A 20688-nucleotide genomic window follows, 5' to 3' on the forward strand; every position below is an offset into this window, starting at 1 on the left:
TCATGATCAAGGGAATTGCCATCACCACCGTCTGGGTCCTCGACCAGGACCGGGCGAAGGACTTCTACACGGACAAGCTCGGCCTTGAGATCCGCACGGACATGACCGTGGGCGGCGAAAAGGGCATGCGCTGGCTCACCGTCGGCGCCAAGGACCAGCCGGACGTGGAGCTGACGCTGATGGTCCCCGGGCCGCCGGGCCTGGACCCCGAGTCGGCGGAGGCCGTGAAGAAGCTCGTCGCCAAGGGCGTGCTGGGCGCCGGAGTGCTCAGCACCGACGACGTCCGCCGGGACTACGAGGCGCTCAAGGCCAAGGGCGTCGAGTTCCTCCAGGAGCCGCAGGACCGCCCGTACGGCACCGAGGCCATCCTGCGCGACGACTCCGGCAACTGGTTCTCGCTGACCCAGCAGCGCGAGCAGCTGGACGTCGGCAAGGACTGGGGCGAGTGCGTCGACCCGATGTGACCCCGCACCTCCGGCCGGCGCCCGGCCCTAGTCCGGCACCTGGATGATCGGGAAGCTGCCCGTGCGCGTCGGGGACGACTCCGGGAGCCACAGGACCGCGATGGCGCCGGTGCCGTCCTCCAGCTCCGGGTCGGCGTTGCGGAAGGTGAGGCGGGCGCCGAGCACGCGGGCCTGGCCCGCGGCGATGGTCAGGCCCAGGCCGTGGCCCTTGCCCGCGCGGTCCTTGCTGCCCGTGCGGAAGCGGCTCGGCCCCTCCTTGAGCAGTTCCTCCGGGAAGCCGGGGCCGTGGTCGCGCACGCGCAGCACCCGCCCCTCGACCGTGACCTCGATCTCGCCCCGGCCGTGCTTGGCGGCGTTGGCGAGGAGGTTGCCGAGGATGCGTTCGAGCCGGCGCGGGTCGGTGGAGACGTAGGCGCTGCGGACGATCCTGACCCGGGCCTCCGGGGCCACCGACCGCACCCGGCGCTGCACGAATTCGCCGAGCTCGATGTCCTGCATCTCGGCGCGCTCGGCGAAGCTGTCCAGCCGGGCGACCTCCAGGACGTCCTCGACCAGGGTGCGCATGGCCTGGGCCCGGTCCCGTACGAGCTCGGTGGGGCGGCCCGGCGGCAGCAGCTCCGCCGCGGTCAGCAGGCCGGTGACGGGGGTGCGCAGCTCGTGGGCGATGTCGGCGGTGACGCGGCGCTCGGCCTCCAGCCGGTCGCGCAGCGCCTCGGCCATGCCGTCCACGGCGCGGGCCAGGTCGTCCGTCTCGTCGCGCACGCGGCCGCCGATGGCGTCGCGGACGCGCACGTCGGGGTCGCCGTCCGCGAGCTTGCGGGCGGCGGTGGCGGCCTTGCGCAGGCGGCGCGAGAGCTGGCCGCCGACGAGGATGCCCAGGGCGCAGCCGCCCAGGACGACCGAGACGGAGCCGATGATCAGGGCCCGGTCGAGGTCGTTGAGGATGTCGTAGCGGTCCTTGAAGCGGGTGTGGATGGAGAGGATCTTGCCGTTGCGCAGCGGTGTGGAGGCCCAGACCTCGGGGGCCCCGTTGCCGCTGTCCTGCAGGTAGGTGGCGCGCAGGCCCAGGTCGGCGGCGTCGCGGAGCGGCTTGGGCAGCGTGGGGTCGTCCACCTTGGCGCGCAGCATCAGCTTGCCGCCGGTGGACTCGTAGTAGCGCTGGGCGATCTGGACGCGGTCGTCCATCTGGTCGCGGCTGCTGTTGAGCATGGAGACGCGGGCCGCGTTGTGGACGACGAGGCTGAGAGCGACGGCGACGAGCGCGCCGACGGCCGCGATGGCCAGGCTGACCTTCCAGCGCAGACCAGTGCGGAGGGCGAGCTTCACCACGGTGCGACCATGCTTCTCACCGGCACGGCCGGTCAGCCCCGGAGCTTGTAGCCGAAGCCGCGGACGGTCTCGATGCGGTCCTGGCCGATCTTGCCGCGCAGGCGCTGCACGTGGACGTCGACGACGCGGGTGTCGCCGCCCCAGCCGTAGTCCCAGACCCGCTCCAGGAGGCGGTCGCGGGAGAGCACGGTGCCGGGCGCGGCGGAGAACTCCAGCAGGAGCCGCATCTCGGTGGGGGTGAGGGCGACGGGCGTGCCGGCCTTGCGGACCTCCATGCCCTCGGTGTCGACCTCCAGGTCGCCGAAGCGCAGCACGCCGCCCTCGATCGCCTCGGACTCCTCGGCGCCGCCGGCCGCACCGCTGGCGTGTCCGAAGCGGCGCAGGACGGCCCGTATGCGGGCGACGAGCACGGCGCCGTCGAAGGGCTTGGTGACGTAGTCGTCGGCGCCGGCCTCCAGACCGAGGACGACGTCGATGGAGTCGGCGCGGGCCGACAGCATGATCACGGGAACGGTCGACTCGTCGCGGATCCGGCGGCACAGGCTGACGCCGTCCAGGCCCGGAACCATGACGTCGAGCAGCGCGATGTCCGGCCGCCGGGCCCGGAAGCTCTCCAGCCCCAGCAGCCCGTCGGGCACCGCGGTCACCGCGAAGCCGTCGCGCTCCAGCGCGAGCTGGGTGGCCTCCCGGATGACGTCGTCGTCCTCGACGAAGAGCACATGCGTATCCGCCACGCTGCCCTCAGCCCTCCGTTCCCTTGTTGCCGACCTTGCCGTAGTCGGTGTGCGTGCGGCCGGACTCCTGGAAGGCGCCGTCCGACCAGTGGTAGGTCAGGACATCTTCCCCCGACGCACAGCAGACGGCATCGCCCGGTGCGTAGACCTGCTTGGTGATCACCAGGTCGCGCCGGTCGATGTCGGCATAGACGGGGGACTGCTCGGCCGCGAACACATTCTCGTACGCGTCACCCTTGGGACGGTACACATACGAGCCGATGCCGATGGAGTCGCCGCACGTCAGGACGTTCACCACGATGTCGGAGCGGGCGGCCCCGGTGAGCGGCCCGTAGATGACGTCGACGGGGTAGTGGTCCTTCACGCAGGGCTTGAGGTTCTTCTTGATCTGGTCGCTGACCCTGGGGTCGGCCTTGATCATCTTGACGGCGTCGACCTTGCCCTGCGCCGAGGTGGCCGTCGCCGAGGGCTCACGGGTGGCGGCCTTCGCCGCCGCCTGGGTCTCCGCGGGCCCCTCCTTGCGGACGCCCTCGCTGCTGGCACCGCATCCGGCAAGCAGAAGACCGGCGGTCGCGGCCAGTGCGGAGACCGCGCCACCGGTGATCAGCGCCGGTTTGATCCCGGCAGCCTTGATCAGGCCGCGCACCGTTCCCGCCCCCGCTCGACGCGCTCAAGGGCGTGGAAGTCCAGGTCCCGGCTCTCCAGCTCCTGCCGGAGCCGCGCCAGGGCCCGGTGCAGCGTGCTCTTGACCGTGCCGGTCGACATGCCGAGCGCCTCCGCCGTCTCCTCCGTGCTCATCTGCTCCCAGTGTCGCAGGACGACGACGCTGCGCTGCTTGGGTGCGAGGACGCCGAGGACGTCCATGAGCAGGGCGCGGTCGGCGTGCTGCTCGGTGCCGTCCTCGACGCTGGCGTCGGGGAGTTGCTCGGTGGGCACCTCGTCGAGCTTGCGGGCGCGCCACCACTCGGTCCGCGTGTTGATCATGACGCGGCGGAGGTAGGCGTCGGCCAGCGACTTGTCCGCTATGCCCTCCCAGCGGCCGTAGGTGCGGACGAGGGCGGTCTGGAGGAGGTCCTGCGCGTCGATGGGGTCCGGGACGAGGCGCCGGGCGCTGCGCAGGAGGGCGTCCTGACGGTTGCGCACGTACTCTTCGAAGTCCAGAACCTTGCCGCTGCTGGCCATACTCGCAGCCTCCATTCCCGCTTTGCGTTCCCCGCGACGCTGGCAGTCGTCCAGCACGGGTAGGACGCTACGGAGGAGCTGTTGCGACGTGATGTGCACCAGCCCTTCGGCTGGTGCACAGCTGTCCATAGGTTGTGTAACAGCCCGAAGGATAGATCGGGGAAAGAGTGGCTCTGTCCGTTTCGTTGAGGACCTGACAACGTTGTGGGGCGGCCGTTCGTGACGTTCTTTGTGACGACTCCGTGAGCGGGCTGTGTACCGCCTCCGGCCGGGGTCGGCGGGCGGCCCGGCAGAACGTGAGGGTCGGGAACGTGAGGGTCAGGTGAGCGGCAGCCGGTAGCAGCCGTCGGCCAGCGGCTCGACCAGGCCGTCGGCGACCAGCCCGTCCAGCGCCCGCGCCCGCTGCACCGGCTCGTGCCACACCGCGTCCAGGGCCGCCTGCGGCACGGGGGTGACCGCCTCGCGCAGCACCGCCAGCAGCTTGCCGCGCACCTGCCGGTCCGTTCCCGCATAGGTCTGGCCCCGGCGCGGCGGGCCGTCGTGCTCCGGCGACCCGGCCGCCAGCCACGCGCACTCGCCGGCGATCGGGCACCGGCCGCACCCCGGCGTACGGGCCGTGCAGACCAGCGCCCCCAGTTCCATCGTGGCCGCGGCCCAGCGCGCGGCGACCGCCTCGTCCGCGGGCAGCAGCGCCCGGGCGAGCCTGCGCTCGGCGGCCGTCGTGGCGTTCGGCGGGTACTGGGTGCCGCTGACCGCCCGCGCGAACACGCGACGGACGTTGGTGTCGAGCACCGCGTGACGCTGGCCGTACGCGAACGACGCCACCGCCGCGGCCGTGTACTCGCCGACCCCCGGCAGCGCCAGCAGCTTGGCGTGGTCCTCCGGGACCTCGCCGCCGTGCCGCTCGGTGATCGCCGTCGCGGCGGCGTGCAGCCGCAGGGCGCGGCGCGGGTAGCCCAGGCGCCCCCACGCGCGGACCGCCTCGCCCGGCGGCTCGGCCGCCAGGTCGGCCGGGCGCGGCCAGCGGGCCAGCCACTGCTCGTACATCGGCAGCACCCGGTTCACCGGGGTCTGCTGCAGCATGAACTCGCTGACCATCACCCCCCAGGGCCCGGCCTCCGGGCGTCGCCAGGGCAGGTCCCGGGCGTGCACCCCGAACCAGTCGATCACCGGGGCGTGGAGGAGAGTGGACGTCTGGGGCGTGGTGTCAGGCATCGCAGTCATGGCACCACCGATCCTGGCACGCCCGCGCGGAGCGGGGAAACGCACCGGCCCCGCGTCGGCCCGCCTACGCTGATCGCATGACCCCGACGGAGACGCTCCCGCCGCAGATCCGGGCGGCCCTCGACGCGCACACCACCCTGACCCTGGCCTACGCGGACGAGGACGGCCCGCAGGCGTGCGCGGTGCTCTACGCGGTCGCCGACCGGCAGCCGGAGGCGGGCCGGCAGTCAGAGGCGGGCCGGCAGCCGGACGCCCGAGCGACGACCCACGAGCCAGAGCCAGAGCCCGAGCCCGTGCTCGTACCCCTGCCCGTACCCGTGCTCGTCTTCGTCACCTCCACCGGCACCCGGCATGGCCGCGCCCTCCTCTCCGGCGACGCGCGCGTCGCCTTCACCGCGCAGCGCGACGGCCAGCAGTGGACCGCCCTGACGGGAGTTCAGGGCCGTGGCGCCTGCCGCCTGCTGGACGGCGCCGAACGCGCCGCGGCATGGCGGGCGTACAGCGCCCGCTTCCCCTATGTGGAAGAGAGCGAACGGCTCCGGCAGGCCATGGAGCGTGCCGAATTGTGGGAGTTGCGCCCGACATGGCTGCGTCTCGTCGACAACGGCCGTGGTTTCGGGCACAAGACCGAGTGGCCGCGCCCGCTTTCGGCCTGAAACCGCCGTCCGGCCACCGCACACGCGTCGCATGGCCGTGCACATGGACGCCGCCGCCGACGAGCGCTCCCGGTGCGCCAACAGTCCTGCTTGCGGGCAGATGATGAGAAAAGTAGGCACTCCTACGGCGGGTACTGGCTGGTGCCCCCGCGGTTCTCTCGTAGAGTCTTCGCGTGGGATCTCTGCGCAATCCGATCGGGCCGCTTCCCTCCTCCATCTACTGGCGGCGGAGGGCAGTTGCCATTGGCCTGCTCGGCCTCCTCGTACTGCTGGCCGTGTGGCTGCTCACGATGGGGGGCGGTGACGGCTCCGAGGGCTCCCAGAGCGAGGGCTCCAACAGCCCGGCGGAGACCACCATCACGCCCGGCCCGACACCCTCGGGCCCGCACAGCGGCCAACGCCCGGGCGGGCGCGACGATTCGCGCAACGGCGGCAGCGACGGCACGTCCGGCGGCGGTACGGGCGGCGGCTCGGCCGGTGGCGCCGGTACGGGCGGCGGAGCCGGCGGCGCGGGTGCTGCGGCCGGCGGCTTCGGCGGCGGTGCCGGGCTGGCGGTCAGCGGGGACGGCAAGCCGGTCGCGGCCGGATCGACGCTGCCCGACTGCACCGCGGGAGCGGTGAAGGTGTCGGTGCGCAGCGTCAAGGCGTCCTACGGGCCCGGCGAGAAGCCCAAGTTCGAGCTCGTCGTGCAGAACTCCGGTGGCAGCGCCTGCAAGGTGAACTTCGGCGCCACCGCCGCCCTGCTGAAGATCACCGACAGCAAGGGCGAGGAGCACGTGTGGGCCTCCGACGACTGCCCGCGCGGCACGGGCGCGGTCCACTTCGAGGTGCCGGGCTCGGGCGAGACGAAGCGCACGCTGGAGTGGGACCGCAAGCGCAGCGTCCCGCACTGCGCGACCCCCGCCGGCAGCCCCGCCGCCGCGCCGGGCACGTACCGGGTCGAGGTGAAGGTCGCGGGCGTCACCGAGCGCACGGAGTTCGTGCTGGAGAAGGGCTGACGCCGCACGGGAGACGGATATGGGTGAGGGCCCCGCACGCGGGGCCCTCACCCATATCCGGAGGTGTCATATCCGGAGGTGTCCGGACTCAGACGTACCGTTCGAGGATCGAGGACTCCGCGAGGCGCGAGAGGCCCTCACGGACCGAGCGGGCGCGGGCCTCGCCGACGCCGTCGACCGTCTGCAGGTCGTCGACGCTGGCGGCCAGGAGCTTCTGCAGGCCGCCGAAGTGGTCGACGAGCCGCTCGATGATGGCGCCGGGCAGTCGCGGCACCTTCGCCAGCAGGCGGTAGCCGCGCGGCGAGACCGCCGAGTCCAGCGTCTCCGGGGAACCGCTGTAGCCCAGGGCCCGTGCCACGATGGGGAGTTCCAGCAGCTCGGCGTGGGTGAGCGAGTCCAGCTCGGAGAGGGCCTCGGCGACCGTGCGGGTGCGCTTGGCGGTCGGCTCGGGGACGTAGTCCCGCACGACCAGCTCGCGCTCCGGCTCCACACCGGCGATCAACTCGTCCAGCTGCAGCGAGAGCAGACGCCCGTCGGTGCCCAGCTCGACCACGTACTCCGCGATCTCGGTGGCGATGCGGCGCACCATCTCCAGCCGCTGCGAGACGGCAGTGACGTCGCGGACGGTGACCAGGTCCTCGATCTCCAGGGCGGAGAGGGTGCCCGCGACCTCGTCCAGGCGGAGCTTGTAGCGCTCCAGGGTCGCCAGCGCCTGGTTGGCGCGGGAGAGGATCGCGCCCGACTCCTCCAGGACGCGGCGCTCGCCGCCCACGTACAGCGCGATGAGCCGCATCGACTGGCTGACGGAGACGACGGGGAAGCCGGACTGGATCGACGCGCGCTGCGCCGTGCGGTGCCGGGTGCCGGTCTCCTCGGTGGGGATCGACGCGTCCGGGTAGAGCTGGACGCCCGCCCGCACGATCTTGGAGATGTCCTTGTCGATGATCAGGGCGCCGTCCAGCTTGCACAGCTCGCGCAGGCGGGTCGCGGTGAACTCGACGTCGAGGACGAATCCGCCGGTGCACATCTGCTCGACGGTCTTGTCCATGCCGAGGACGATGAGCCCGCCCGTGTTGCCGCGCAGGACGCGCTCCAGGCCGTCGCGCAGGGCCGTGCCGGGCGCGACGGCGCTCAGCGAGGCGCGCATCAGCCCGTCGACCCCGGAGCCACCGGAGCCGCTTCCGGCCTTGCCGGGGCCCGATGCCCGGTCGTTGGCTGCCACTGCACTCCTCCGGTCGCAAGGTCAACGGTGCCGCGGGCCGCCCTTGCTGTCGCGTACGCCGTCGTGCACGCCGTGTGCGTCGCGTACGACGGTGTGTACGTACGGGCGGGACCAGGGCAAAGTCTACTGGCGCCCAGCCTATTAGGGGGCTGTCCTCAGCTCTCCTCAGGTCGGGCTCCGGCCAACGCCTGCCGCCCGCTCCCGGCGCGCTTCTCGCGCTGGGGGCGTCCGGGCAGCACCCGGAGCGCCTCGCCGATGTCCGCGACCTCCAGGACGCGCATGCCGCTGGGCACCTTGCCGGGATCGGCCGGCACCAGGGCGTGCGTGAAGCCCAGGCGGGCGGCCTCCGCCAGCCGCCGCTGCACGCCCGTGACCCGTCTGACCTCGCCGGCCAGGCCCACCTCGCCGATGGCCACCAGGTTCTTCGGCAGCGGGGTGTCGCTGGCGGCGCTGGCCAGGGCGAGCGCGACGGCCAGGTCGGCGGCCGGCTCGGAGAGCTTCACGCCGCCCACCGTGGCGCTGTAGATGTCCCGCTTGCCCAGCGCGCTGATGCGGCCGCGCTGCTCCAGCACGGCGAGCATCATCGACACGCGCGACGTCTCCAGGCCGGAGGTGGTGCGCCGGGGCGAGGGGATCTGGGAGTCGACCGTCAGCGCCTGCACCTCGGCCACCAGCGGCCGCCGGCCCTCGAGCGTCACCGTCAGGCACGTACCGGGCACGGGCTCGGCACGCCGGGTGAGGAAGAGGCCGCTGGGGTCGGCGAGGCCGGTGATGCCCTCGTCGTGCAGCTCGAAGCAGCCGACCTCGTCGGTGGCCCCATAGCGGTTCTTCACGCCGCGCACCAGGCGCAGGCGCGCGTGCCGGTCGCCCTCGAAGTGCAGCACGACGTCGACCAGGTGCTCCAGCAGACGGGGACCGGCGATGGCGCCGTCCTTGGTGACGTGCCCGACGAGCAGCGTCGACATCCCGCGTTCCTTGGAGGCCCGGATCAGCGCACCGGCGACCTCCCGGACCTGGGCCATGCCGCCGGGTGCGCCGTCGATCTCGGGGGAGGCCACCGTCTGGACGGAGTCCAGGATCAGCAGGGACGGCTTCACCGAGTCAAGGTGCCCGAGGACGGCGGACAGATCCGTCTCGGCGGCCAGATAGAGGTGCTCCGACAGCGCGCCGATCCGGTCCGCGCGCAACCGGACCTGGCTCGCCGACTCCTCACCCGTCACATAGAGCGTGCGGTGCTCGTCGGAGGCGGCCTTGGCGGCCACGTCCAGCAGCAGGGTCGACTTGCCGACACCCGGCTCGCCGGCCAGCAGCACCACCGCACCGGGCACCAGCCCGCCGCCCAGCACGCGGTCCAGCTCGTCCACGCCCGTGCTGCGCGCGGTGGCCTGGCGGCCGTCCACCTGCCCGATCGGCAGCGCGGCGGAGGTCACCCTGCCGGGGGCGGTCGTCCGCACGGCGGGCGCGCCGCCGAACTCCTCGACCGTGCCCCACGCCTGGCACTCGGGGCAGCGGCCGAGCCACTTGGCGGTGGTCCAGCCGCACTCGGTGCAGCGGTAGGAGGGCCGGTCCTTGGCGGACGAGCGGGAAGTACGGGCAGCCATGCGGACCACCGTAGCGGCGGCCACTGACAGCGCCGGGCCGGTGGCGTTCGCTTGTGCACGCCGTTTACCGCCATCGGTGCGGAATGTGTGGCTCCTGTCCCCTTTTGAGGGAGAGAGTCACCCGTACGGGTTAAACCTGCGGCTGCAGGGCGGACGAGGGCGCACCGTCCGCCTACCGTCGCCGGGATGATGACGAGCAGGCCCGAGCCCCCCACGCATGCCACCGGCGCGCACCGCGCATCCCGCCGTGCGCCGCGCGCGGCCCAGCCCCCGGTCGCCGAGCCCGTCGAGCACGCCCCGCACGCCGAGCGTCCCGCACCCGGCGCGGCGGAGGACACCGGAAGCGCCGGGGGAAGCCCGGCCGCCGTCGTCGACCGGCCCGGCCTTGTCGATCAGCCGGGCTTCGTCGACCGGCCCGCTCTCGTCGACCGGCCGGGCTTCGTCGACCGGCCGGGCGTTGCCGACCCGCCCGCCGTCGTCGACCGGCCAGGCACCGCTGCCCGTCCCGGCCCCGCTGCGGGGTCCGGTCCCGCCACCCCGCTGGGCCCTGCCGCTCGGTCCGGTGCCGCTGAGTGGCAGGGCACCGCCGTTCAGCCCACCCTCGACGAGCGGCCGACCCTCGTCGAGCAGCCCGGCACCGCCGCTCAGCGCAGCCCGGCCGAACGACCCGGCACCGCCATTCACCCTGGCCCGGCCGAGGAGCCCGGCACCGCCGCTCACCCCGCCCCGGCCGAAAGCCTGCCCGAGCGCTACGAAGCCCACCTCGACGGGCTGTTCACCTACTGCCTGTCCGTCCTCTGCGACCACGACGCCGCCGTCGCCGCCCTCGGCGAGATCCTGGCGCTGGCCGAGCGCCGCACCGACCGCGCCCCCGCCGCCGAGGAGGCGCACCGCGCCTGGCTGTACGCCCTGGCCCGCTGGGAGTGCCTGCGCCGCCTCGCCGAGCGCGGGGCGGGCAACGGCCCCGGCCCCCGGTCCGGCGAGCCCGCTCCGGACGCCGACTCCCGGGCCCGCGCGGAGCTGGCGCTGCTCGCCTGGCCCGAGGCCGCCGGCACCACCGCCGAGCAGCGCGAGGCCCTGGAGCTGGCCGTCCGGCACGGCCTCGCCCCGCACGAGGTCGCCGCCGTGCTCCGCCTCGACCACGACGCCGCACGCGCCCTGCTCTCCAGCGCCGCCTGCGAGGTCGAGCGCACCCGCACCGCGCTGGCCGTCGTGGAGTCCGGCCGCTGCCCGGTCGTCTCCCGGTTCGTGGGGGAGACGGAGGTCCTGCTGGGTGCGGCGCTCCGGCGCGAGCTCGTACGGCACGTGGACGAGTGCGCCGACTGCCGCCGCACCGCCGAGCGGGCCAACGCAGGCGAGCCCTGGCCCGGCACGGCCGCCTCCACCGCCGCCCTGCCCGTCCTGGAAGCACCCCGCGCCGCGGCGCACAGCGCCCTCGCGCACGCCCTGGGCGCACGCCCGCAGCGCCGGCGCGCGGCCGCCCGAGCCACCCCGCGCTTCGACCGCGGCGGCTTCCCGCTCGCCCCCAAGGACCGTGCCGCCCGGCGCAGCCGCCTGCGCACCCGGGCCGTGACCACCACCGTCGTCGCGACCGTCGTGGCCGCGCCCATCCTGGCCCTGTGGGCCGCCTACCGGGGCGGCCCCGAAGGGCAGGGCGCCGCCTCCGTCTCCGCCACGGAGACGGACAGCCTGGGCGGTGGCTCGCAGCAGGGCACGTACGACGACCCGTACGCGGCCCCGTACGGGCCCTCGGGCCCGACCCACAGCTCCACCGGCACGGGCACGCCGACGCCGGCCACGGTGGGCCACCGCTTCTCCGACGTCTCCGTCGCCGTGATCGGCCCCGACGGCCGGCCGGTGCCGGTCGCGGCCCCGCCCGCCGCGGGCGCCACGCCCCCGGCCGTGGCAGGTGGCGTGGCGCCGCTGCCCGCGGCTCCCGGGCGGGTGACGGGCCCCGGCCGGCTCACGGTCGAGGCGCAGCCCAGCGGCACGGCCACGATCATCAAGCTGACCGCCAGCGGTGGCGAGCCGGTCAGCTGGTCCATGTCGGCCGACGCGCCCTGGCTGCGGCTGAGCCAGCCGGGCGGCGTGCTGTACCCGGGCCGGTCCGTGACGGTCACCGTGTACGTGGACCACGGCCGGGAACCCGCGGGACGCTGGAGCGCCCGCGTGGCCGTCGCGCCCGGCGGCAGCGTGGTGACGATCGAGGGCTGTGGCGCCGCTCCTCAGCCGTCACCGTCGTCGGCCCACCCGAGCACACCGCCCCCCTCCGCCCCCGCGCCGACACCGGAACCGAGCCGCACGGGCGGCTGAGCGGCGGAACGAAGGAAGAAGGGGAAGGGATCAGCGGGCGTCGGCCGGGTGCGGGGCCATCGGCAGCAGCGAGGCCATGCGCTCCTCGCACAGCTTCACCAGCTGCGCGTAGCCGTCCTTGCCCATCAGCTCGATCAGCTCCGCCCGGTACGACACGTACACCGGCTCGCCGGCGCCGTGCGCGGACCGCGCCGACGTGCACCACCAGTGCAGGTCGTGGCCGCCCGGGCCCCAGCCGCGCCGGTCGTACTCACCGATCGTGACCTGCAGCACCTGCGTGTCGTCGGGCCGGTCGATCCAGTCGTACGTCCGCCGCACCGGCAGCTGCCAGCACACGTCCGGCTTGGTCTCCAGCGGCTCGCGGCCCTCCTTGAGCGCCAGGATGTGCAGCGCGCAGCCGGCACCGCCCGCGAAGCCCGGCCGGTTCTGGAAGATGCAGGAGCCCTGCCAGCGGCGCGTCTGCCGCTCGCCGTCGTCCTCGTCGAGCTGCGTCCAGCCGGACTCCGTGCCCACGTCGTGGAACTGCCACATGTCCGGCGTCAGCCGCGCCACGTGCCCCGCGACCCGCTGCTCGTCCTCCTCGTCGGAGAAGTGCGCGCCCAGCGTGCAGCAGCCGTCGTCGGCGCGGCCGGCCTTGATGCCCTGGCAGCCGCTGCCGAAGATGCACGTCCAGCGTGACGTCAGCCACGTCAGGTCGCAGCGGAAGACCTGGTCCTCGTCCTCGGGGTCGGGGAACTCGACCCAGGCGCGGGCGAAATCCAGCCCGACCTCGTCCGGAACGGCGCCCTCGGACGCGCCCTTGTCCTTGGTCTTCTTGAGCACCTTGGAAGAGAGCTCGTCGGCCTTGCCGGAGCTCTTTGTCTGGTTCTTCGAGGCTTTGTCCCGCGCTTTGTCCGGTTTGGCCTTCTTCGTCTTCGCCACCCCTCAAGCCTAAGTGCCTCCGGCCGCGGCAGTAGCGTTCAGGCCATGAGACTCGGTGTCCTCGACGTGGGCTCGAATACGGTCCACCTGCTCGTGGTGGACGCGCACCCCGGTGCCTGCCCCCTGCCCGCCCACTCCCACAAGGCCGAGTTGCGCCTGGCGGAACTGCTCGACAAGGCCGGTGCGATAAGCGACGCCGGCGTGGCGCGGCTGATCGACGCCATCCACGAGGCCCAGCAGGCCGCCGAGGACAAGGGAGTCGAAGAAGTCCTCCCGTTCGCGACCTCCGCCATCCGCGAGGCCACCAATGCCGACGCCGTCCTCGCCCGGGTCAAGGAGGAGACGGGCATCACCCTGTCCGTGCTCTCCGGCCCCGAGGAGGCCCGGCTCACCTTCCTCGCCGCCCGCCGCTGGTTCGGCTGGTCGGCCGGCAAGCTGCTCGTCCTCGACATCGGTGGCGGCTCCCTGGAGGTCGCCTACGGTCTCGACGAGGAGCCCGACGTCGCCGTCTCCCTCCCGCTGGGCGCCGGCCGCCTCACCACCGCCTCCCTCCCCGGCGACCCGCCCGACCCCCAGGACGTACGGGCCCTGCGCCGCCACGTCCGCACGGAGATCGCCCGCGACGTCGGCCAGTTCACCCGCAACGGCCGCCCCGACCACGTGGTCGCCACCTCCAAGACCTTCAAACAGCTCGCCAGGATCGCCGGCGCTGCCCGCTCCGCCGAGGGCCCCTACACCCAGCGGATCCTCGCCCGCACGTCCCTGGAGGAGTGGGTGCCCAGGCTCGCCGGCATGACCGTCAAGCAGCGCGCCGCGCTGCCCGGCGTGTCGGAGGGCCGGGCGAGGCAGCTGCTCGCGGGCGCGCTCGTCGCCGAGGCGGCCCTGGACCTGTTCGGGCTGGACGAGGTGGAGATCTGCCCCTGGGCGCTGCGCGAGGGCGTCATCCTCCGCCGCCTGGACCACCTCCCCACGGTGTGACGCGTGTTTCCCGCCGCGGTGTGACGCGCGCTCGCCACGATGCGACGCGCGCTCCCGGCAGCGGTGTGGCGCGTGCTCCTCACGGTGTGACGCGTGCCCCGCTTGCGGGACCACCTGCCCGCCGCCGCAGGGGCGGGCATACGCTGTCCCTCGTGACAGAGCCAGTGGTGCGCATTCCGGATGCGAAGGTCGCGCTGTCAACGGCATCGGTCTACCCCGAGTCGACGGCGACGGCCTTCGACATCGCCGCACGCCTGGGCTACGACGGCGTCGAGGTCATGGTGTGGACCGACCCGGTCAGCCAGGACATCGAGGCGCTGCGCCGCCTCTCGGACTATCACCAGGTGCCCATCCTGGCCATCCACGCCCCCTGTCTGCTGATCACCCAACGCGTCTGGTCCACGGACCCCTGGGTCAAGCTCCAGCGGGCCCGCACGGCCGCCGAGAAGCTGGGCGCGACGACGGTCGTGGTGCACCCGCCCTTCCGCTGGCAGCGCTCGTACGCCCGGGACTTCGTCCGCGGCATCTGGCGCATGGCCGACGAGACCGACGTGCGCTTCGCCGTCGAGAACATGTACCCCTGGCGCTACCGCGACCGCGAGATGCTCGCCTACGCCCCCGACTGGGACGTTACCAAGGACGACTACCGCCACTTCACCGTCGACCTCTCGCACACGTCGACCGCCCGCACCGACGCCCTGCAGATGATCGACCGGATGGGCGACCGGCTGGCCCACATCCACCTCGCCGACGGCAACGGCTCCGCCAAGGACGAGCACCTCGTTCCCGGCCGCGGCAAGCAGCCCTGCGCCGAGCTGCTGGAACGGCTCGCCGTCAGCGGCTTCGACGGCCACGTCGTCATCGAGGTCAACACCCGGCGGGCCATGTCCGCCGCGGAGCGCGAGGCCGACCTGGCCGAGGCGCTGGCCTACACCCGCCTGCACCTCGCCTCCCCGACGGGTGCCCCCCGGCGATGACGGACACCCCGGAGGCCCCCGGCACGCCCGGCCCGGCCCCACGGGCGCGCAAGCGCGGCCGTCCCGCCCGTACGGACGCGGACGGCGGCCCCGGCGCACGCGAACGCATCCTCGCCGCCGCCCGCGCCGAGTTCGCCGAGCACGGCTACGACAAGGCGTCCATCCGGGGCATGGCCAAGGCCGCCGGCGTCGACCCGGCCCTGGTGCACCACTACTTCGGCCCCAAGGAAAAGATCTTCGCCGCCGCCGTCGAGATGGCCGTCACCCCCTCCCTCAGCGCCTCCGAGGTCCTCGTCGAGGGCGATCCGGAGGACCTGGGGGAGCGGATGGCGCGCTTCGTCCTCGGCGTGTGGGAGGCCCCGGCCACCCGCGAACCGGTGCTCGCGATCCTCCGCTCGGCCATGGCCAACGAAACCGCCGCCGCGGTCTTCCGCGAGCTGATCAGCACCCGGATCATGGCCCGCGTGGCCGGACAGCTGCAGGGCCCCGACCCCCGGTTGCGCTCGGAGCTGGCGGCGGCGCACCTGGTCGGCGTGGCCATGCTGCGGCACGTCATAAGGATCGAACCCCTGGCATCGGCCGACCTGGAACAGGTCATCGCCATGACGGCCCCGGCGGTACAACGCCACTTGACGGGCGGCCTGACGGGCGACTGACCCGCGGAGGCGCACTCCCGGACGCCCGGAGCCCCGGCGCGGGAGCCGGCCCAGGCCAGGCCCACCCGTGGCGCGCGCAGCGCCCAATCCATCTCACATCGCGGAAAACCTGTCCGTACCGTGGTCGTCCGGCGTAGGCTCGAAAGTCCAGAACCAGGATTTCGAGGAGTGGAGCAGGATGCCCGAGCTGAGGTCCCGCACTGTCACCCACGGCCGCAACATGGCGGGCGCCCGAGCCCTTCTGCGGGCCGCGGGCGTAGCGCGCGAGGACTTCGGCAAGCCGATCATCGCGGTGGCCAACAGCTTCACCGAGTTCGTGCCGGGCCACACCCACCTCCAGCCGGTCGGCCGCATCGTCTCCGACGCGATCAAGGCGGCGGGCGGCGTCCCGCGCGAGTTCAACACCATCGCCGTCGACGACGGCATCGCCATGGGCCACGCCGGCATGCTCTACTCGCTGCCCTCCCGCGACCTGATCGCCGACTCCGTCGAGTACATGGTCGAGGCCCACTGCGCCGACGCCCTGATCTGCATCTCCAACTGCGACAAGATCACGCCCGGGATGCTCATGGCCGCGATGCGCCTGAACATCCCGGTCGTCTTCGTCTCCGGCGGCCCCATGGAGGCCGGCCAGGCCACGCTCGTCGACGGCACGGTCCGCAAGCTCGACCTGATCAACGCGATCGTCGACTCGGTCAACGAGAACGTCTCCGACGAGGACGTCCTGCGCATCGAGGAGAACGCCTGCCCCACCTGCGGCTCCTGCTCCGGCATGTTCACCGCCAACTCGATGAACTGCCTCACCGAGGCGATCGGCCTGTCCCTGCCCGGCAACGGCTCCGTCCTCGCCACCCACACCGCCCGCAAGGCCCTCTACGAGAACGCCGGCCGCACGGTCGTCGAGATCACCAAGCGCTACTACGAGCAGGACGACGAGTCCGTCCTGCCGCGCAACATCGCCACCCGCGCCGCCTTCGACAACGCCATGGCCCTCGACATCGCCATGGGCGGCTCCACCAACACGATCCTCCACCTGCTCGCCGCCGCCCAGGAGGCCGGGCTCGACTACGACCTCACGGACATCGACGCCGTCTCGCGCCGCGTCCCGTGCCTGGCCAAGGTCGCCCCGAACGTCGCCCCCGGCGGCACGTACTACATGGAGGACGTGCACCGCGCCGGCGGCATCCCCGCCATCCTGGGCGAGCTCTGGCGCGGCGGCATGCTCGACGAGAACGTCCACACCGTGCACTCCGCCTCGCTCGCCGAGTGGCTCAAGACCTGGGACGTGCGCGGCGGCTCCCCCTCCGCCGAGGCCGTCGAGCTCTGGCACGCCGCCCCCGGCTGCGTCCGTTCCGCCACCGCCTTCTCGCAGTCCGAGCGCTGGGACTCCCTCGACGTGGACGCGGCCGGCGGCTGCATCCGCTCCGTCGAGCACGCCTACTCCAAGGACGGCGGCCTCGCCGTCCTCAAGGGCAACCTGGCGGTCGACGGCTGCGTCGTGAAGACGGCCGGCGTCGACGAGTCGATCTGGACCTTCGAGGGCCCGGCCGTCGTCTGCGAATCGCAGGACGAGGCCGTGGAGAAGATCCTCTCCAAGGGCATCAAGGAGGGCGACGTCGTCGTCATCCGCTACGAGGGCCCGCGCGGCGGCCCCGGCATGCAGGAAATGCTCTACCCGACGTCCTTCCTCAAGGGCCGCGGTCTGGGCAAGGCGTGCGCCCTCGTCACCGACGGCCGCTTCTCCGGCGGCACCTCGGGCCTGTCCATCGGCCACGCCTCGCCGGAGGCCGCCGCGGGCGGCACCATCGCGCTGGTGCAGGACGGCGACCGCATCCGCATCGACATCCCCGGCCGCTCCATCGAACTGCTGGTCCCCGAAGCCGAGCTGACGGCCCGCCGCGAGGCGCTGGGCGGCACGTACGCGCCCGCGAACCGAGACCGCAAGGTCTCGGCGGCGCTCAAGGCGTACGCGGCCATGGCAACGAGCGCGGACAAGGGCGCGGTGCGCGACGTGAACCGGCTGAACAGCCTGTGAGGCGGTGTGGGAGGGGCGGGGGAACCCGCCCCTCCCACAGCCGGGAAAACCTCGCCCGTCCTCTACCGCCACCCGGCGGGATTGGCCGCGTTCACGGCGAAGACGGTCCCGTCCGGCGCGGCCCCGAACACCTTCCCGTCCGCCACCAACGGCGCCGGCAGCAGCTCCAGCAGCCCCCGCCCCGCCCGCGCCAGCCGCGGCGAGGTCGTCCCGAGCAACGAGCCCTGCGCCGTGTCCACGGCCAGTAGCCGGCCGTCGGCGGCCGAGAAGTACAACCGGTTCCCCTCCGCCGCCACCAGAGCCGAGGCGTTGGCGACGGAGGTGTCGAGCCGCCACAGCGCCACGGAACCACCGGCCTCCTTGCCGGACGCCTCCCGGCCGGCGTCGAACGCGGTGAGCCCGCCGTCGGCGGACAGCACGTAGACCGAGTCGCCGCGGGAGACGACGCTCGTGGCCTCCAGAGGAGTGGAGAGCGGCACCCGCCGCTCCCGCCCGATCCCCGGCGCGTACCGCACGATCGCCGACACCCGCGTGTGGGAATCGCTCTCGGTCAGGTGGAGAACGTCGTGCGGGCCGTTGCCGACGGCGGTCAGATTCCCGGCCCCCGTCCACTCCCACAGCGTCGTGCCCCGCACCGCGTCGACGGCTACCACCGTCGTTCGCCGCCCGTCGGACGAGGGCGCCACCGCGTACGCGGGTCCGCTGCCGTAGAAGGAGAAGACGGGCTTGATGCCACCGGGCAGCGGATGCCGCCAGCGCTCGTGGTTCGTACCCCCGTCCACGGCGGTCACCGTTCCGTCCGCCGCGACCAGCAGCACGGTGTCGCCCGCGTGGTAGACCCGCCCGCCGTACGCCGACACGTCCCGCGTCCAGCGAGGCTCACCCGTGGCCGGGTCGAGCGCCGACAGCTCGCGCTTGTCCGGCGAGAGCGCGTGGACCAGGCCGCCGGACACCACGGGCGCACTCGGCGCGCCCCCGCCGGGCCGCTGTGCGGTGGCCGTCCGCCGCCAGGCCACCTTGCCGCTGACCGCGTCCATCCGCGCCGCGTGCACACCGCGCGCGGAACAGTAGAGGGCACCGGACGCGTACGTGCAGAAGCCCGCCCGCACCTCGCCGTTCCCGGCGGCGTCCGCCGGCACCGACGTCTCCCACGGCTGCCAGGCGGCGCCGGCGGGATTCGGGCGCGTCTGCAACGGGTGCCGGGTCAGACCGTCCACCTGGCGCACCGCCCAGGCCGCACCCGCCCCGAGAGCCACGACGGCCACCGCGGCGACGACGAGCCGACGGGCACGGCGCCGGCGGGCGCGACGGGGGACTGCGTCGGTCGCAGGAGAAGCAGCCGCAGGAGAAGAGGCCGCGGGGGAAGAACCCGCAGGAGAAGAAGAGGAGAGCGCAGCCGGGGACGGATCCGGGGCGGGGGCCGGCGCCGGGGCAGAGCCCCGGGCAGGGACCGGGCGGGGCCGACGGGCGTGCGGCAGGTGCGCCCCGCTCGGGGCGGCGGCTTCGGCCCCCGCAGCCACCGACGGCGGCAGCATGCCCATGATCTCGTCGGGAGTCGGCCGGTCCGCCGGCTCCTTCGCCAGGCAGGAACGAATCAGCGGCACCAGGTCGTCCGGCACGCCCGTCAGATCCGGCTCGTCGTGCACCACCTGGTACGCGACGATGTACGGACTCTCCGACTCGAACGGCCCGCGCCCCGTCGCCGCGTGCACCAGCAGCGACGCCAGCGCGAACACATCGGCCGCCGGCCCCACCTCGCGTGGCCGCTGGAACTGCTCCGGCGCCATGAAGGGCGGCGTGCCGATCAGCTTCCCCGTCTCCGTACGCAGCTCGCTGGCGAGACCGTGCGGGCGGGAGATGCCGAAGTCGATGACCTTCGGCCCGTCGTCGGCGAGCAGGACGTTGCTCGGCTTCAGGTCCCGGTGCACGACGCCGGCACGGTGGATGTCCCGCAGCGCCTCGGCGAGCCCCGCCGCGAGCCGCCGCAGCTCGTCCGCCCCCAGCGGGCCGTTCCGCTTCACGCGCTCGGAGAGCGTGGGGCCGGGAATGTAGAGGGTGGCCATCCAGGGCCGGTCGCCGTCGGGGTCGGCATCGACCACGGAGGCCGTGAACGCACCGCTCACCCGCCGCGCCGCCGCGACCTCCTGCCGGAACCGGGCCCTGAACTCGGGGTCCGCCGCGTACTCGGCGTGCACCACCTTCACCGCGAGCCGCAGCCCCGAGGCACTGCGGGCCAGGTGCACCACGCCCATGCCGCCGGAGCCGAGACGCCCTTCCAGCCGGTACTGACCCGCATACTGCGGATCGTCCGCTTCCGGTCCCGTCCCGGCACTGCGCAGCGGCGGCATGCCCCCCACCCCCGTGTCCCCCGTGTATTCGGCCGCTTCCGGCGGCAGCCTGCGGAGCCTAATCGATGGGGCGGGCGGGACCCGGGAGGCGTGCCGGGCGTTGCTAGCCTGCGCATGTCATTCACCTCACGGGGGAGAGCACCATGACGTACTACGCGATTGCTCCGGGACACCAGGTCAACGTCCGCCGGGGTCCGAGCACCGACAGCGAGCTGGTCAAGGTCCTCCCGCAGGGCTCCAGCGTGCCGATCCGCTGCCAGAGCCGGGGCGAGACCGTCTCCGGCCCGTGCGGCACGACCGACATCTGGGACTGCATCGCACCGGGCCAGTACGTGTCCGACGCGTACGTGAAGACGGGCAGCAGCGACTTCGTCGCCGCCCGCTGCTCGGGATAATCGACGCATGAGCGACGAGCACCAGGCGGCGAGCGGCCCCCGGCCGGAGCCGATCCGCTTCTTCGGCACGACGTGGGTCGACCACGCTGACGGCTACGCCCTGCGCCGTGCCGGCGTTGCGGCCGGCTCCCTGGCGGCAGCGGCGGCGGGCGCGTCCCTCCTGCGCCTCGGCTACGAGGGCCTGGCCATCGCCAACGTGGGTGGCGTCGTCAACGCGATGGTGGTCATCGGATTCGCCGTATGCAGTGCCATCGCCTTCCGCCGCACGTGGGAGCGGTTCGTGCGGCGCCCCGACGCCGGGACCAGGGACGAGGCGGCGGAGCGCTCGATGCACAGCCTGATGATGATCGGCTTCATCGGCACCCTGCTCGCCTACTTCTTCCGCTGCCTGATCGAGGCTCCCGGCGAGAAGCTCCACCGGGCGGAGTACGAGGAGGCCCGCACCCGGCACGAGCGCCGCCGCACGACCCGCACGGGCAACCCGGCGGCGAGGACGCGCAAGGCGCGGCGCAAGCACCCCTGAACCTCGTGTAGAGTTCTCCGAGTTGCCACACGGCAGCACCCCACTACCGCAGCGCCCCTCAACGGGATGTATTTCGGCTTGCCGAAATACGGAACGGACTCCGATTAGGAGTCGCCGGGGAAATCCGCTAAA

General features: G+C 73.4%; 19 protein-coding genes. 10 read left to right on the plus strand and 9 right to left on the minus strand.

Annotated elements, in window-relative coordinates; translation table 11 throughout:
- The first annotated feature begins 2 nt into the window (after positions 1 to 2).
- A complete protein-coding gene (locus LE181_RS09245; RefSeq protein WP_225660722.1) occupies positions 3 to 464 on the plus strand; it encodes a VOC family protein in 462 nt (153 codons plus the stop codon).
- Positions 465 to 491: 27 nt separating this feature from the next.
- Here the strand turns inward: LE181_RS09245 and cseC are convergent, their stop codons facing one another.
- The 5 genes from cseC to LE181_RS09270 all read right to left on the minus strand — a co-directional run bounded on the left by cseC (position 492) and on the right by LE181_RS09270 (position 4933).
- Positions 492 to 1793: a two-component system sensor histidine kinase CseC gene (gene cseC, locus LE181_RS09250; protein ID WP_225660723.1), complete on the minus strand. Its 1302-nt coding sequence runs from the start codon at positions 1791 to 1793 to the stop codon at positions 492 to 494.
- A 32-nt stretch (positions 1794 to 1825) separates the two neighbouring features.
- A complete protein-coding gene (cseB, locus tag LE181_RS09255) occupies positions 1826 to 2527 on the minus strand; it encodes a two-component system response regulator CseB (protein ID WP_225660724.1) in 702 nt (233 codons plus the stop codon).
- A gap of 7 nt (positions 2528 to 2534) precedes the next feature.
- Positions 2535 to 3173, minus strand: coding sequence for an LppP/LprE family lipoprotein (locus tag LE181_RS09260; protein ID WP_225660725.1), 639 nt, complete (start codon positions 3171 to 3173; stop codon positions 2535 to 2537).
- Positions 3161 to 3709, minus strand: a complete 549-nt coding sequence (locus LE181_RS09265) for a SigE family RNA polymerase sigma factor (RefSeq protein WP_225660726.1) — start codon at positions 3707 to 3709, stop codon at positions 3161 to 3163. Before LE181_RS09265 ends, LE181_RS09260 begins: the two co-directional genes overlap by 13 nt.
- 318 nt (positions 3710 to 4027) lie before the next feature.
- Positions 4028 to 4933: an HhH-GPD family protein gene (locus LE181_RS09270; RefSeq protein WP_225660727.1), complete on the minus strand. Its 906-nt coding sequence runs from the start codon at positions 4931 to 4933 to the stop codon at positions 4028 to 4030.
- A gap of 77 nt (positions 4934 to 5010) precedes the next feature.
- Here LE181_RS09270 and LE181_RS09275 point away from each other — a divergent pair, with 77 nt between their 5' ends.
- Together LE181_RS09275 and LE181_RS09280 are read left to right on the plus strand one after the other, a co-directional pair.
- Positions 5011 to 5589, plus strand: coding sequence for a pyridoxamine 5'-phosphate oxidase (locus LE181_RS09275; RefSeq protein ID WP_225660728.1), 579 nt, complete (start codon positions 5011 to 5013; stop codon positions 5587 to 5589).
- 173 nt (positions 5590 to 5762) lie between these two features.
- On the plus strand, positions 5763 to 6587 hold the full coding sequence (locus LE181_RS09280; RefSeq protein ID WP_225660729.1) for a hypothetical protein: 825 nt from the start codon (positions 5763 to 5765) through the stop codon (positions 6585 to 6587).
- Between the two features lie 88 nt (positions 6588 to 6675).
- Here the strand turns inward: LE181_RS09280 and disA are convergent, their stop codons facing one another.
- Both disA and radA read right to left on the minus strand, forming a co-directional pair.
- Positions 6676 to 7809 (minus strand): DNA integrity scanning diadenylate cyclase DisA, encoded by a 1134-nt coding sequence (gene disA / locus LE181_RS09285; RefSeq protein WP_190112579.1) that lies wholly within the window; start codon positions 7807 to 7809, stop codon positions 6676 to 6678.
- A gap of 155 nt (positions 7810 to 7964) precedes the next feature.
- Positions 7965 to 9410 carry a DNA repair protein RadA gene (radA, locus tag LE181_RS09290; protein WP_190112580.1) on the minus strand — a complete coding sequence of 482 codons (1446 nt, stop codon included), beginning with the start codon at positions 9408 to 9410 and terminating at the stop codon, positions 7965 to 7967.
- Between the two features lie 186 nt (positions 9411 to 9596).
- Here radA and LE181_RS09295 point away from each other — a divergent pair, with 186 nt between their 5' ends.
- A complete protein-coding gene (locus LE181_RS09295) occupies positions 9597 to 11723 on the plus strand; it encodes a BACON domain-containing protein (protein ID WP_372458297.1) in 2127 nt (708 codons plus the stop codon).
- 30 nt (positions 11724 to 11753) lie between these two features.
- Here the strand turns inward: LE181_RS09295 and LE181_RS09300 are convergent, their stop codons facing one another.
- Positions 11754 to 12545: a DUF3109 family protein gene (locus tag LE181_RS09300; protein ID WP_225660737.1), complete on the minus strand. Its 792-nt coding sequence runs from the start codon at positions 12543 to 12545 to the stop codon at positions 11754 to 11756.
- A gap of 144 nt (positions 12546 to 12689) precedes the next feature.
- On the opposite strand from LE181_RS09300, the gene LE181_RS09305 reads away from it, so the two are divergent.
- The 4 genes from LE181_RS09305 (at position 12690) to ilvD (ending at position 17290) form a co-directional block, all read left to right on the plus strand.
- Positions 12690 to 13622 (plus strand): Ppx/GppA family phosphatase, encoded by a 933-nt coding sequence (locus tag LE181_RS09305; RefSeq protein WP_225660730.1) that lies wholly within the window; start codon positions 12690 to 12692, stop codon positions 13620 to 13622.
- 152 nt (positions 13623 to 13774) lie between these two features.
- A complete protein-coding gene (locus LE181_RS09310) occupies positions 13775 to 14599 on the plus strand; it encodes a sugar phosphate isomerase/epimerase family protein (protein ID WP_225660731.1) in 825 nt (274 codons plus the stop codon).
- Positions 14596 to 15255 carry a TetR/AcrR family transcriptional regulator gene (locus LE181_RS09315; protein ID WP_225660732.1) on the plus strand — a complete coding sequence of 220 codons (660 nt, stop codon included), beginning with the start codon at positions 14596 to 14598 and terminating at the stop codon, positions 15253 to 15255. Before LE181_RS09310 ends, LE181_RS09315 begins: the two co-directional genes overlap by 4 nt.
- Positions 15256 to 15433: 178 nt before the next feature.
- Complete coding sequence (gene ilvD, locus LE181_RS09320; RefSeq protein ID WP_225660733.1) at positions 15434 to 17290, plus strand: dihydroxy-acid dehydratase; 1857 nt, start codon at positions 15434 to 15436, stop codon at positions 17288 to 17290.
- Between the two features lie 62 nt (positions 17291 to 17352).
- On the opposite strand, the gene LE181_RS09325 is transcribed toward ilvD, so the two are convergent.
- A complete protein-coding gene (locus tag LE181_RS09325) occupies positions 17353 to 19638 on the minus strand; it encodes a serine/threonine-protein kinase (protein WP_225660734.1) in 2286 nt (761 codons plus the stop codon).
- A gap of 119 nt (positions 19639 to 19757) precedes the next feature.
- Between LE181_RS09325 and LE181_RS09330 the strand changes: the two genes are divergently transcribed.
- Complete coding sequence (locus LE181_RS09330) at positions 19758 to 20033, plus strand: hypothetical protein (RefSeq protein ID WP_225660738.1); 276 nt, start codon at positions 19758 to 19760, stop codon at positions 20031 to 20033.
- A gap of 7 nt (positions 20034 to 20040) precedes the next feature.
- On the plus strand, positions 20041 to 20556 hold the full coding sequence (locus LE181_RS09335; protein ID WP_225660735.1) for a hypothetical protein: 516 nt from the start codon (positions 20041 to 20043) through the stop codon (positions 20554 to 20556).
- Positions 20557 to 20688: the final 132 nt, after the last annotated feature.

Source organism: Streptomyces sichuanensis, assembly GCF_020328095.1.
Lineage (GTDB): Bacteria > Actinomycetota > Actinomycetes > Streptomycetales > Streptomycetaceae > Streptomyces > Streptomyces cinnamoneus.

What these genes read in the sequence shown, in the direction of transcription:
- LE181_RS09265 (WP_225660726.1), bottom strand. Translation starts at nt 3,709, where the DNA reads ATGGCCAGCAGCGGCAAGGTTCTGGACTTCGAAGAGTACGTGCGCAAC.
- ilvD (WP_225660733.1), top strand. Translation starts at nt 15,434, where the DNA reads ATGCCCGAGCTGAGGTCCCGCACTGTCACCCACGGCCGCAACATGGCG.
- LE181_RS09270 (WP_225660727.1), bottom strand. Translation starts at nt 4,933, where the DNA reads ATGACTGCGATGCCTGACACCACGCCCCAGACGTCCACTCTCCTCCAC.
- LE181_RS09305 (WP_225660730.1), top strand. Translation starts at nt 12,690, where the DNA reads ATGAGACTCGGTGTCCTCGACGTGGGCTCGAATACGGTCCACCTGCTC.
- LE181_RS09245 (WP_225660722.1), top strand. Translation starts at nt 3, where the DNA reads ATGATCAAGGGAATTGCCATCACCACCGTCTGGGTCCTCGACCAGGAC.
- LE181_RS09335 (WP_225660735.1), top strand. Translation starts at nt 20,041, where the DNA reads ATGAGCGACGAGCACCAGGCGGCGAGCGGCCCCCGGCCGGAGCCGATC.
- radA (WP_190112580.1), bottom strand. Translation starts at nt 9,410, where the DNA reads ATGGCTGCCCGTACTTCCCGCTCGTCCGCCAAGGACCGGCCCTCCTAC.
- LE181_RS09295 (WP_372458297.1), top strand. Translation starts at nt 9,597, where the DNA reads ATGATGACGAGCAGGCCCGAGCCCCCCACGCATGCCACCGGCGCGCAC.
- LE181_RS09325 (WP_225660734.1), bottom strand. Translation starts at nt 19,638, where the DNA reads ATGCCGCCGCTGCGCAGTGCCGGGACGGGACCGGAAGCGGACGATCCG.
- LE181_RS09275 (WP_225660728.1), top strand. Translation starts at nt 5,011, where the DNA reads ATGACCCCGACGGAGACGCTCCCGCCGCAGATCCGGGCGGCCCTCGAC.
- LE181_RS09315 (WP_225660732.1), top strand. Translation starts at nt 14,596, where the DNA reads ATGACGGACACCCCGGAGGCCCCCGGCACGCCCGGCCCGGCCCCACGG.